Source organism: Bacteroides faecis MAJ27 (assembly GCF_900106755.1).
GTDB lineage: Bacteria > Bacteroidota > Bacteroidia > Bacteroidales > Bacteroidaceae > Bacteroides > Bacteroides faecis.
On sequence record NZ_FNNN01000017.1, the window covers coordinates 71,958 to 85,764 of the forward strand.

The 13,807-nt window shown below is 37.7% G+C and carries 7 protein-coding genes; all 7 read left to right on the forward strand.

The genetic code is table 11. The features are described from left to right. The first annotated feature begins 25 nt into the window (after positions 1-25). Positions 26-3,097: a SusC/RagA family TonB-linked outer membrane protein gene (locus tag BLW31_RS15200; RefSeq protein WP_010535795.1), complete on the forward strand. Its 3,072-nt coding sequence runs from the start codon at positions 26-28 to the stop codon at positions 3,095-3,097. Positions 3,098-3,119: 22 nt separating this feature from the next. Beyond that, a complete protein-coding gene (locus BLW31_RS15205) occupies positions 3,120-5,177 on the forward strand; it encodes a RagB/SusD family nutrient uptake outer membrane protein (protein ID WP_010535794.1) in 2,058 nt (685 codons plus the stop codon). Positions 5,178-5,205: 28 nt separating this feature from the next. Next, positions 5,206-6,213 carry a DUF4973 domain-containing protein gene (locus BLW31_RS15210; RefSeq protein ID WP_010535793.1) on the forward strand — a complete coding sequence of 336 codons (1,008 nt, stop codon included), beginning with the start codon at positions 5,206-5,208 and terminating at the stop codon, positions 6,211-6,213. Positions 6,214-6,240: 27 nt separating this feature from the next. Next, positions 6,241-7,749 (forward strand): BT_3987 domain-containing protein, encoded by a 1,509-nt coding sequence (locus BLW31_RS15215; RefSeq protein ID WP_010535792.1) that lies wholly within the window; start codon positions 6,241-6,243, stop codon positions 7,747-7,749. 121 nt (positions 7,750-7,870) lie between these two features. Next, positions 7,871-10,075 (forward strand): alpha-galactosidase, encoded by a 2,205-nt coding sequence (locus BLW31_RS15220; RefSeq protein WP_010535791.1) that lies wholly within the window; start codon positions 7,871-7,873, stop codon positions 10,073-10,075. 22 nt (positions 10,076-10,097) lie between these two features. Beyond that, positions 10,098-11,156: a glycoside hydrolase family 43 protein gene (locus tag BLW31_RS15225; RefSeq protein ID WP_010535790.1), complete on the forward strand. Its 1,059-nt coding sequence runs from the start codon at positions 10,098-10,100 to the stop codon at positions 11,154-11,156. Positions 11,157-11,559: 403 nt separating this feature from the next. Continuing rightward, a complete protein-coding gene (locus BLW31_RS15230) occupies positions 11,560-13,752 on the forward strand; it encodes a glycoside hydrolase family 3 C-terminal domain-containing protein (protein ID WP_050544895.1) in 2,193 nt (730 codons plus the stop codon). Positions 13,753-13,807 lie beyond the last annotated feature (55 nt).

Sequence of the window (13,807 nt, forward strand, 5' to 3'; positions counted from 1 at the left end):
TACTATTAAAAATATACTATTAAAAATGAAAAAAGTAGTCGTCTTATTGTTTTTAGTATTGGGGATCATCAACGTCTCTCATGCTCAAGAACAACAAATAGAAGTTACTGGTATTGTAACTGATGCTAATAAAGAACCTCTTATCGGTGCAAATATCATAGTGAAAAACATGCCGGGATTTGGTGTGATGACTGATATGGAAGGACATTATAAAATAAAAGTCCCTGAATTTTCTACTTTAATTTATTCTTATATTGGATTTAAAAACGAGGAAATACTGGTAAAAGGAAGAAAATTAATCAATGTGGTGATGAAAGAAAACGAAACCACCTCATTGGATGAAGTAACCATCACCGGTACAGGTGTTCAGAAGAAAATTACAGTCACAGGTGCGGTGACTACGGTAGATGTTGCTCAACTGAGAACGCCAAGTGCCAGTATTACCAATGCATTGGCCGGTAATATACCAGGAATTATGGCACGCCAGACTTCCGGACAACCGGGTGAAAACATTTCAGAGTTTTGGATTCGAGGTATTTCAACTTTTGGTGCAGGTTCCGGTGCACTGGTCCTTGTGGACGGATTTGAACGTAGTATGAACGAACTCAATGTGGAAGATATTGAATCGTTTTCCGTATTGAAAGATGCTTCTGCCACTGCCATTTACGGTTCTCGCGGCGCTAACGGTGTAGTATTGATTACTACCAAACGCGGATGCGAAGGTAAGACAAGAGTAAATGCCAAGATAGAAACTTCATACAGCGCACGCACGAAAACACCGAAATTTGTAGATGGTGTCAGATACGTACAAATGGTGAATGAGGCATTTACTACACGTAGTAAACCAGCTCCATACTCAGATGGAGATATTGAGCTGTTTGCCAACGGACTAGACCCTGAATTATTCCCCAATGTTGATTGGATGGATCTTATCCTTAAAAAAGGTGCTCCTATTTATCGGGCTACTGTTGATTTAAGTGGTGGTGGAACCACAGCACGCTATTTTGTTTCCGCCAGCTATGTAGACGAAGGAGGTATGTATAAAACCGATGAAGGTCTCAAAGACTATGATACCAACGCAAACTATCGTCGCTGGAACTATCGTATGAATGTAGACTTAAATCTGACAAAGACAACTTTGCTGAAAGTGGGTATAGGCGGTTCACTAGATAAGCAGAATCAGCCTGGAGGCACTCCTGAACAGATTTGGGCTTCAGTCCTTTCATATAATCCCATTGCAACACCAGTGAAATATAAAGACGGAAAATGGGCTGCACAAGGTAGTAACAATCAAGTGAATCCATGGCTATTAGTCACTCAGATGGGTTATACAGAAAACTGGAACAATAAGATTCAGACGAACATCAATTTAGAACAGGATTTGAAATTTGTCACTCCCGGATTGAAATTCTACGGCCGGTTTGGATATGATACAAATACTCACAATAGTAAAGCTCATCTCAAATGGCCTGACATGTGGAAAGCTCAAAACAAACGCAATAGTTTTGGAGAATTGGAATTCACAAAAGTAGAAAACGAACATTTAATGTCCATCCATCCGATTTCAACAGGTGAACGTAAAGAATATCTGGAAGCTGAACTGCACTATAACAGAACATTTGGCGATCATTTGGTAGGTGGAGTATTGAAATACACACAGGAAAAGATTGTAAATACTTCTGAGAATTTTGAGAAAAATGCAATTCAGGCCATCGATCGCCGTCATCAGGGCTTAGCCGGACGTTTTACTTATGGATGGAAATATCGTTATTTTGTCGATTTCAACTTCGGTTATAACGGTTCTGAAAATTTTGCCAAAGGATATCAGTTCGGTTTCTTCCCTGCTTATTCTGTAGCATGGAATATTGCAGAAGAACCCATTATCAGGAAGAATCTTATCTGGATGAACATGTTCAAGTTACGTTATTCATTCGGTAAGGTAGGTAATGATTTCCTAGCCACTCGTTTCCCTTATTTGTCTACATATAAGACTGAAGATAAATATGGATACCACTACGGAGATATAGGTACAGCGAATTCAAGCGGTGTGTTCTATCCGGGGTTGACTTATAGTAAATTCGCATCGAGAAACATTACATGGGAAGTTTCCGAAAAACATGACCTAGGATTAGATTTCTCTTTATTCAACGACAAATTGAACGGTACAATCGACTATTTCCACGAACAACGTGAAGGAATTTACATGCAACGTTCCTATCTGCCTTTCAGCATTGGATTGTTGGAGTACCAACCTTTTGCCAATGTGGGATCTGTTAAATCAGAAGGATTTGATGGTAACATTGCCTACAATCATAAGTTGGGTGAAGTCGATTTCACATTCCGTGCCAACATGACTTATAGCAAGAATGAAATCAAGGAATATGACGAGGTTTACAGTCGCTATGGCTACACCAGACAAAAAGGTTTTCGTGTGGGACAGTTACGCGGATTGATTGCTGAAGGATTGTTCCGTGATTACGAGGAAATCCGGAACAGCCCAACCCAAACCTTCGGAGATGTAGCACCAGGTGATATCAAATATAAAGATGTTAATGGTGACGGATTGATTACAGACGCTGACGTTGTGCCTATCGGTGCTACAGACAAGCCTAATTTGATTTATGGTTTTGGTTTGTCGGCTATGTGGAAAGGATTTGACTTCAATCTGCATTTCCAGGGAGCAGGAAAATCAACGTTCTCTATTGAAGGTGCTGTAGCTTATCCATTCAGCCAAGGATATTGGGGGAATATTATGACTGATGTTGACGGAAATTATTGGTCATTGGGAAAAAATGAAAACCCGAATGCTAAATACCCACGTCTAAGCTTCGGAGGTAATGCCAATAACTACCGTACATCTACCTATTGGATGCGCGATGGCTCTTACCTACGTTTAAAGAACCTGGAAGTAGGTTATACTTTACCTACGAAATGGACCAATCGGATTCATTTGAATAAAATACGTGTTTACTTTATGGGTACAAACTTATTAACTTTCTCTAAATTCGATCTTTGGGATCCGGAAATGGGAAGTACTACAGGTGAGAAATATCCGTTAAGCAGAACCTTTACACTTGGATTAACCTTGAATTTATAATCCTAAAACATATCAGAGAAATATGAATAGAAAATTATATACTTTAATAGGAATTGCGATTACCTCTTTGGGAATAGGTTTCTCTTCTTGTTCTGATTATTTGAATGTTGAAAAGAACTTCAACGATATGCAATCGGAACAAAAGATTTTCACAGACAGAAATTATACGATGCAATGGCTGTCTTATTGTTATAGCCGTTTATTGGGTGATAATGTTGAAGTAGGACATTCGAAGTTTTGTCCGCAAAACTTTGCAGACGATCAGGTCTTTACTGAAACCTATGACCGCTACAAGGCATACAAGTTAGGAGAAATCGGCTATGGATACGACAATGGTTATGACGGTTATTACCAAAATAGTTGGAAATGGTCATATGCTGCCATATATCAGGCTACCGTGCTGATTAACAAAGTAGATCAGAATACAGCTTTTACAGAAGAAGAGGTTCTTGATATTAAAGGACAGGCTCGTTTCCTTCGCGCTTATTTCTACTGGCTTTTGTTGAAAAGATATGGTCCTATTCCTTTGATGCCAGCTTCTGGCGTGGACTATACAAAGTCTTATGATGAATTAAGCATCTCACGCAACACCTACGAAGAATGTGTGGATTTCATTGCTGAAGAGATGAAACAAGCTGCTAAGGAATTGCCCGAACGACGCGATAACCTAAACATTGCACGCCCCACAAGAGGAGCTGCACTAGCTGTTCGTGCTAAAGCTTATCTGTACGGTGCCAGTCCTCTGGCAAACGGTAATACAGAAATGGCAGACTTTGTGGATAAAACCGGACGTAAGCTGATTCCCCAGAAATATAGTGAAGAAAAATGGGCAAAAGCTGCTGCAGCGGCAAGAGATGTCATAGAAGGAAACTGGTACAAGCTTTATACGGCTAAATTTCGTGAAGAACAAGTAGAAGGTGATTATGCTAATCCGAAGACGATAGTTCCTCCTTATCATCCTGTATATTCAAAAGCAAACTTCCCCGACGGATGGAAAGATATCGATCCACTTGAATCATATCGTTCAGTCTTCAATGGTGAAGTAAATTTCTTCAATAATCCAGAAATGATTTTTAGCCGTGTCATAAACAACGGAGCTGAGCTTCATCCTGACTTAGGTGATTTCAGTGATGTGCTGGACATGGTGAGACACCAGATGCCTGCCTCTTTAGGAGGATGGAATATCCATAGTATGACAATGAAACAATGTGATGCATATGATATGGCTGACGGTACGGCATTCGACCGCAAAAAATGTCTGAAAGGATTTGCAGGACCGGAAAATAAAAAAGACCGTCCTTATGACAATCTAGAAGACGGAGTATGGATGGGATATGCCAACCGAGAACCGCGTTTCTACGCATCTGTAGGTTACAATGGTGCACGTTGGAACTGTACTTCTGCCACAGGCGACGGTTCGGAAGTTGTGAAGAACCAGCAAGTATGGTATTATCGTGGATCAAAAGACGGACGTTCCAACAATAGCGAACGCTGGCTAGCCACAGGAATCGGCATAAAAAAATATATTCATCCAAGTGATTGTTATGTTAACAATGGAACTGCTCTTCCAAAAGTAGAACCGGCACTCCGCTATGCTGACATTTTAATTTCGTATGCCGAAGCGTTGAACAATATTGAAGAAGGAAATAATTATCAGATTGAATCATGGGATGGTAGTACAACCTATACCGTGCGTCGTGATATTAATGAAATGCGAAGAGGTATGAAACCAGTGCGTATGCGTGCAGGAGTACCTGATTTTCCTGATGGCATTTATAACAATCGTAAATTGTTCTTTACACGAGTAGTGCATGAACGTCAAGTGGAATTCTTTAATGAAAGCCAACGATACTATGATGTACGCCGTTGGAAAATAGCTCCAGAGCACGAAGGTGCGCAAATATATGGTTGTAATGTAATGATGGACGAAGCAAATAGAGAAATGTTTTATACTCCTGTAAGAGTGAGTGGAGTTCAAACAGCCTTTTCACGGAAACAGTATTTCTGGCCTGTGAATTATGATGAATTGCAACGGAATAAAAATATGACTCAAGCTCCCGGTTGGCAAGATTATGATTAATGATATAATGTTTTAAAGAATGTATAATATGAAAAACTATATAGTAAGTTCACTGTTGGGGTTATGCGTTTTGTGTAGTTCTTGCAATGATGAATGGAAGGACGAATTGTATACTGAAATGATTTCCTTTAAAGCTACCCCTGGCAGCAATGGTGTACACGATATTTATATGCGTTACCAACCTGATGGTACTGGCAAGTTTAAACTTCCAGTCATTGTCAGTGGGTCGCAAAACAATGCCCGCGATATTGATGTGAAAATCAGTGTAGATAATGATACTATAAATGATTTGAATATTGAGAAATACTCTAACCGCCAGGATTTGTGGTATCATCAACTTCCGGAAAAATATTATTCGTTTCCCACAGGAAATGTTTGTCACATTCCTAGTGGAAAGAATACCGAGACCTATCAAATAGATTTTAATCTGAAAGGAATTGACTTGAATGAAAAGTGGATACTTCCACTAAGTATAGATAGTGATCCTTTGTATGTTCAGAATTTATGGAAAGGGCGTAATAAAGCATTATTGCATATACATCTATTTAATGATTTTTCAGGTGAATATGTTGCCAATGCGATGAACATTTATTTGGGTGATAATAATAATGACCCAGCTACAGTATCTAGTCGTGAGTTGCGCGTAGTAGATGAAAAAAGTGTCTTTTTCTATGCTGGAACTTGGTGGGAGGAAGATGAAAATCGTGACAAATATAAAGTACTTGTTACCTTTGGTGAAGGTACATCAGATGAAAAAGGTGTTGTAACAGGACCAGTTGAGATAAGTGCAATGGATCCGGACAATCCAACTCATATTAAATCCTATGGTAATTGTTATTATCGTAGAAGTATAGAAAATCATCCGACGGAACCATTTATGGAAAAACATGTTACAGTGATATACCTAAATTATTACTATACAGATAATACTTCCGACCCTCTGAATCCGATTCGCTATCGTGCAACTGGAAGTATGGCAATGCAACGTACAATCAATACACTGATTCCGGATGAAGACCAGGCTATTCAGTGGTAATTTTAATATGAATAAACTTATAAGTATATGAAACATTTAGCATGCAAATTTATATTGTTTGTAGGGATGATAATCGCTGTTTCTTGCAGTGATTCTGAAGACGGAATTGTAGATAATTATACCGATGAACAATATGTACCCACTAATAATATCCTTTATGTGAAGGAATATGGGAAACAGGAAATGAATATGAATACAGTAGAGTCTTCTCCGGTATACTGCATTCATGTTGCAAAGGCTGGAATTGACAAGTCTCTACCTGCCCATGCGAAATTGTCTATCATCGATCAGGAAGAGCTAAACAAAACTTATGGGCTGATGGATAATATAGATTATCGTATTATTCCTAAGGAAACCTACTCTTTTTCAGTATCTACTACGGATTTGGAGTTTCAATCACAGGAAGGGAGTAAAGAAGTTAATGTAACTTTCCATTCAGATTTGATTTATGAAGAAATGAAGAAGAATGAAGGAGTCCAATATGTTTTACCAATCAGACTTCATAGTGAGAAGGACTCTGTTGACGTGCTGAAAAACGATATTCTTCTGTTAGTAGATGTAAAACAGCCTCAAATAACATTCAAAAAAGAGGAAGTACATTCCACTATGAAATTCAAAAATGTGGATGTACAGTTAGAGGCAAATCTTCGAAACATTCTGTCAAAATGGGATTTCACTTGTTCATTGAGCGATGATAATAAAGAAGTTTTAGTCAATGAATATAATAAACAGCATGGGACTGGTTATTTACCGATGCCATCAACTGCTTATGAACTCCCAAATTTAGTTTTCAAGAAAGGTATTAACGAAGCTAATTTAACAATACCAGTTTCCCGTACTCCACTTGAAAGTGACAGGAATTATCTGTTGCCTTTGAAAATTCAAAGCATATCTTTGACAGGATTTGCTGTGAGTGATGAAGTTTGCTATTTGAGTTTGAATAATCCCAAGTATATAGTGGAAGATTGCGACCGTAGCACTTGGAGTGTCGTATTTTGCAATAGTGACCAAAAAAATGCTCCTTGGGGCGGTGGTGGAGATGGCGGTGGCGTTGGTATGTTATTTGACAACAACCTTTATACGTACTGGCATGCCAATTATGAAGCTGCCAATGATGATAATCAAAATCCGCAACAATTTCAGGGTTCACGGGATCTCCCTCATACGATTGTGGTAGATATGAAAAAAACAGTTCTTATTCATAGCTTAGGTTGGGTTCAACGTCAGAATAACGACTATCAAGACGTAAAGAAAATTGAATATTATGTGTCTGATGATGCAGAATTCATACTTGGTGGTAAAGAAGATTACACTCCTGTCGCTTTGAATAATTGGGAATATCTGACGGAACGTTCGTACCAGAAAATCAATGATGTGCAGTGGGAAAAGGTTTCAGATGAATACTTAACAAAAAAAATAAAAGGACATCTGTTGAAAATAAAAATTGTGGAGTCTTATCGTCCACCTCACTTGTCTAGCGGAAGTGAACTATTTGTAAAACAGATAGTAGCTATTGATGGAGAGCCTGTAAAATAATGAGTTTGGAAGACTATAATTGCAGAATGTAACTCATAAAGCTTATGGGTCCATTTGTAATCCTTAAATAAAAATGTGTGTACAAATTACAACAATTTGTTTAATTGAACAATTATAAAAAATGAAGAAAATCGTTTATGTATTATTGCTGTGCTTGTTATTCCCTGCTAAAAAGCTTCAAGCATGGAATGACAAAGTGCTAATTTCAACTCCCCGTTCATCCATACTATTGAACACGTGGGGAGAAGGTCAACAATTGCAATTCGCTTACTTTGGTGACAGAATTAATGAGGATCAAATTAATCAGGTCTTTGATTCATGGAACGGATTAAGTCGTCCGGTTTATCCCGTATTTGGTACTTCAGCTTATGAAAGTTCGGCATTACAAGTAGTTCATGCTGATAGCAACTTGACATTGGATTTAATCGTAGATAAAGTGGAAACTTTTGATGAAGAAAATGCCAAACTTACCGTTATCTATTTAAAAGACAGAGTTTATCCTTTTTATGTGACTTTGAATTATCGTGCTTTTAAAACTATAGATATTATTGAAACATGGGCCGAATATTCTCACAACGAAAAGAAAGCGGTAATACTTAAGCGCTTCGATTCAGGTCATTTTATGATTCGTAGAGGTAATGTATGGCTTTCTTCTCTACCTGGGCACTGGGGAGCTGAAACCCAAATTACTACAGAACCGCTAACTTCGGGAATGAAAGTGATCAAAAATATGGATGGAGTACGTAACGGATTGGGTGAACATTCAGAGGTTATGTTTTCATTAGATGGTAAACCTCAAGAAAATAGCGGACGTGTAATTGGAGCTATTTTATGTTGGGGGGGACGTACGAAAATCAGAATTGATTCTGATGACACGTATGGTAGCCATGTGCATCACGTATTTGCCGGAATGAATGAAGAAGCTTCTGAATACAAACTTGAACCTCGTGAAAAATTCACCACTCCCAAACTTGCCCTTACCTACTCTTGTGAAGGATTAGGCGGAGCTAGCCGAAACTTCCACCGTTGGGCTCGCATGGGAATGGTGCATAACTGTGATAAACCGAGAGACATTCTGTTGAACAGCTGGGAAGGAGTATACCTTAACATCAAAGAACAGGAAATGGATCAGATGATGAAGGATTTCGCAGCAATGGGTGGTGAGCTATTTGTAATGGATGACGGATGGTTTGGAAATAAATATCGTCGTGTGCAAGACAATTCATCATTGGGTGATTGGGTTGTAGATACCCAAAAATTACCTCATGGCATTAAAGGTCTTACAGATATTGCCAAAAAATATGGTATTAAATTTGGTATTTGGATTGAACCAGAATTTACTAATACTAAAAGTGAATTGATTGAAAAGCACCCTGATTGGGTACTGCGTCCTACAAATAGAGAATTAATGTGTGGCCGTGGCGGTACACAAATAGTACTGGATTTATGCAATCCTAAAGTACAGGATTTTGTTTTCAATGTGGTGGATGAGTTGTTGAGTAAAAATCCAGAAATTGCTTATATCAAATGGGATGCTAATGGAGAAGTTATGAACTATGGTTCAAGTTATCTGCCAAAAGATAAACAATCACATATTTATATTGACTATCATCGTGGCTTAATAAATGTATTGGAAAGAATCCGTGCTAAATATCCAGATGTAGTTATGCAAGCTTGTGGTAGTGGTGGCGGACGTGCCAGCTACGGAGTAATGCCTTATTTCAATGAGTTTTGGGTAAGTGATAATACAGATGCTTTGCAACGTCTGTTTATCCAATGGGGGACTTCTTACTTCTATCCATCTATAGCAATGGCGCAGCATGTCAGTGCATCACCTAATCATCAGACAGGTCGCATCGTTCCGTTGAAATTCCGCTTTGATATCGCTATGACAGGTCGTTTGGGTATGGAAATTCAACCAAAGAACATGAACGCTGATGAAAAGGAATTCTCAAAAAAAGCCATTGACACTTATAAAGGAATTCGTCCGGTTATTCAAAATGGAGATCAATATCGTTTGATTTCTCCATATGAAAAGAGAGGAGTAGCGTCTATGATGTATGTTGCTGAGAATAAAGAACGTGCGGTGTTCTTTGCTTTCAAAATGGAACACTATGTCAACCAACAATTACCGCATGTTCGTCTTGTTGGTTTGGATAAAAACAAGAAGTACAAAATCAGAGAATTAAATTTGGCTGCAGATGACAAACTTTGTTACTTGAATAATCGGGTATTCTCTGGCGACCTTTTAATGAACGCAGGTTTTGCTCTTGATTTGAATAAGGAATATGACAGTTGGGTATTGGAATTGATTGAGGTAAAATAAATTATAATATATAATTAAATGTATGGATGCAGTCGTATTTACTGCATCCATATTTCTTTTAAACATATTATATATGTTAAATATAAATTACAAGTTGTTAGTGTTTTATGTATTGTTAAGTGGGCAATTTTTTTCATCGTGTTCTCTAAGCAAAACGCAAGAAGTTCAAGAAAGTGGTAATCCAGTATTTGATGGATGGTACGCCGATCCTGAAGGTGTAGTATTTGACAATCGTTACTGGATTTTTCCTACTTATTCAGCTCCATTCGAGCAGCAACTTTTTCTAGATGCTTTTTCTTCATCTGACCTTGTGAGTTGGAAAAAACACTCCAAAATTCTTTCAGTAGAAAATGTTTCTTGGTTAAAAAAGGCTCTATGGGCACCCTCTATCATTTATGCAAATAAAAAATATTATCTATATTTTTCAGCTAATGACGTACATGAAGGTGAAATTGGTGGTATAGGTGTTGCTGTTGCTGATAGTCCGGAAGGGCCGTTCAAGGATGCGTTGGGTAAACCATTAATCAATGAGATTATAAATGGAGCACAGCCTATTGATCAGTTTGTATTCAAGGATGACGATGGCAGTTATTACATGTACTATGGAGGTTGGGGACATTGCAATATGATGAAATTAGGTGATGATTTTCTGCATATTGTACCTTTTGAGGACGGCTCTTTTTGCAAGGAAGTAACTCCTGAAAATTATGTTGAAGGACCTTTTATGCTAAAACATAGAGGAAAGTACTATTTTATGTGGTCAGAAGGTGATTGGACCGGCCCTGGCTATTGCGTAGCTTATGCCATTGCAGATTCACCATTCGGACCTTTTAAACGTATAGGTAAAATATTGGAACAGGACAAAAGCATTGCTACTGGTGCCGGACACCATTCTGTGATAAAAGGATTGAAAGATGATGAATGGTATATTGTATATCATCGACATCCATTAAATGAAAAAGATGGAAATGCTCGTGTTGTTTGCATTGAACGGATGTTTTTTGATGATGAAGGTTATATAAAACCTGTAAAAATGACATTTAGAGGCGTTAAAACCAGTCGTTTAACATTGTCAAGGTAAAGTATTGTTTTTTTTGTAATCAATTATTTATCAACCGTTGACGAAATTTAAATTATAAGTAATTTATAATTAAACGAAATAATGCAAAAAGACATAGAAAGATTGTTTACTTTGTAGCATTATCAGAAAACTTGTGAATTGATAACTTTTGTATGTGTAATTGCAAAAAGCAGAGGGTATTGACAGAACTAATTATTCGTTAACTCGATTTTGCCAACGGGGTAATCATTGTTGTATTTTGCTATAAAACAGTATAGTATGTATGAATTATACTTTAAGGTATGGTTAACATATCTTGTTTCCTTTCAAAATAACACATAGACATTTATTAATATTAAAATCACTAAATATGAAAAGAAAAACACTGAAAGTTATTATATTTTGCGCCTTTTTATTTTGTGGAATGTCAGTTTCACCGCAAACTCCAATCTATTTGGATAAAAGCCAACCAATTGAACAACGCATAGAAGATGCTCTTTCTCGTATGACTTTGCAGGAAAAAATTAATATTATTCATGCACAATCCAAATTCAGTGCTCCTGGTGTACCTAGATTGGGTATTCCAGAACTATGGTGCACTGATGGTCCAATGGGGGTACGCCCTGAAGTCATGTGGGATGAATGGGATCAAGCAGCTTGGACCAATGATTCTTGTATGGCTTTCCCTGCACTTTCTTGTCTAGCAGCTACGTGGAATCCAAGAATGGCTTCATTATATGGGAAAAGCATTGGTGAAGAAGCCCGATTCCGCAACAAAAGTGTATTGCTTGGCCCAGGTATAAATGTTTATAGGACTCCTCTTTGTGGACGTAACTTTGAGTATATGGGAGAAGATCCATATCTAATTAGTCACATGGTTGTACCATATGTTCAGGGAGTGCAAAGCAATGGAGTCTCAGCCTGTGTTAAGCATTTTGCTTTAAATAATAATGAAATTAACCGTCACACTTCAAACCCTATAGTTGACGACCGTACACTTTATGAAATCTATCTTCCCGGCTTTAAGGCAGCTGCTGTAGAGGGAAAAGCCTGGAGTTTTATGGGAGGCTATAATTTATTTCGAGGCGAACATGCTAGTTATAATCCAATTCTGATGAATCAGATTTTAAAAGAAGAATGGCAATGGGATGGTGTGGTCATATCGGATTGGGGAGCTGTTCATGATACACATACCGCTATAATTGGAGGATTGGATATGGAGTTCGGAAGTTGGACAGATGGTTTAACGGAAGGTACTAGCAATGCCTATGATAATTATTGGCTTGCAAACCCGTACTTGAAAGGAATAAAAGAAGGGATTTACACTGATAAAGAATTAAACGAAAAGGTGCGTCGAGTATTAAGACTTACATTCCGTACTGCCATGAATAATGATCGGCCGTGGGGATCGATGGTATCAGATGCACACAAGACCGCTTGCCGGAAGATAGGAGAAGAAGGTATTGTGCTGTTACAAAATAATGCAAATTTACTTCCAATTAATCTGTCAAAGGTAAAACGCATAGCTGTTATTGGTGAAAATGCCATTAAAATGATGACCGTTGGAGGTGGTTCCTCTTCTTTGAAAGTCAAATATGAAGTCACTCCTTTGGAGGGACTGAAAAAACGTATCGGAAAACAAGCTGAAATCATATATGCACGCGGATACGTAGGAGATCCTACCGGAGAATATAATGGAGTGAAAACTGGTCAAAATTTAAAGGATGACCGTAGTCCAAAAGAACTGAGGACAGAAGCTTTTCAAGTAGCTAGTAATGCTGATATCGTTCTTTTTATAGGAGGACTAAACAAAAGCGAATATCAGGATTGTGAAGGTACAGATAGAAAAACAATGGATTTGCCTTATAATCAAAATGAATTGATTATGGATTTGCTGCAAGTTAATAAAAAACTAGTTGTAATCAATATCAGTGGAACAGGTGTAGCTATGCCATGGAAAAATCATGTATCTACTATACTTCAAGCGTGGTATTTGGGAAGTGAAACAGGCAATGCTTTGGCTTCTATACTAATGGGAGATGTTAATCCTAGCGGTAAACTCCCATATACTTATTATGCTTGTCCTGATCAATGTGGTGCTCACAAATTAGGCGAATATCCAGGACATAAAGGAATGGATGTATTAGGGAATGAGGTCTATGATATACCCTATAACGAAGGATTATTTGTTGGCTACCGTTTCATTGATAAAAACAAGTTAAAACCTAATTTCCCTTTTGGTCATGGTTTAAGCTATACTACATTTGAGTATGGAAAAGCCAAAGTGAATAGTAAGGCTATAGAAAAGAGTGAAAAGTTATATATTACTATTCCAATTACAAATACAGGAAATCGTGCTGGAGCTGAAGTTGTACAGCTATATATTAAATGCTTGAACTCTTCTGTGATTCGACCAATTAAAGAATTGAAGGGATTTTGTAAAGTAGAACTTCAGCCCAATGAGACCAAAGAGATTTCGTTTACTATCACTGCTGAAGAACTTTCATTCTTTGACGAAAAACAGCATAAATGGATAGCTGAGTCTGGCAAATTCGAGGCATTGATGGCTTCTTCATCTGCTGATATTCGTTCTAAAGTTTGCTTCGAACTGAAATAATCAATATCATCTATTATAGTATTTAGTTTTATTATTAAACCTCTATAGGTTGCAG

Coding starts and splice junctions, on each gene's coding strand:
- BLW31_RS15200 (WP_010535795.1), top strand. CDS start 26: ATGAAAAAAGTAGTCGTCTTATTGTTTTTAGTATTGGGGATCATCAAC.
- BLW31_RS15230 (WP_050544895.1), top strand. CDS start 11,560: ATGTCAGTTTCACCGCAAACTCCAATCTATTTGGATAAAAGCCAACCA.
- BLW31_RS15205 (WP_010535794.1), top strand. CDS start 3,120: ATGAATAGAAAATTATATACTTTAATAGGAATTGCGATTACCTCTTTG.
- BLW31_RS15215 (WP_010535792.1), top strand. CDS start 6,241: ATGAAACATTTAGCATGCAAATTTATATTGTTTGTAGGGATGATAATC.
- BLW31_RS15225 (WP_010535790.1), top strand. CDS start 10,098: ATGGATGCAGTCGTATTTACTGCATCCATATTTCTTTTAAACATATTA.
- BLW31_RS15210 (WP_010535793.1), top strand. CDS start 5,206: ATGAAAAACTATATAGTAAGTTCACTGTTGGGGTTATGCGTTTTGTGT.
- BLW31_RS15220 (WP_010535791.1), top strand. CDS start 7,871: ATGAAGAAAATCGTTTATGTATTATTGCTGTGCTTGTTATTCCCTGCT.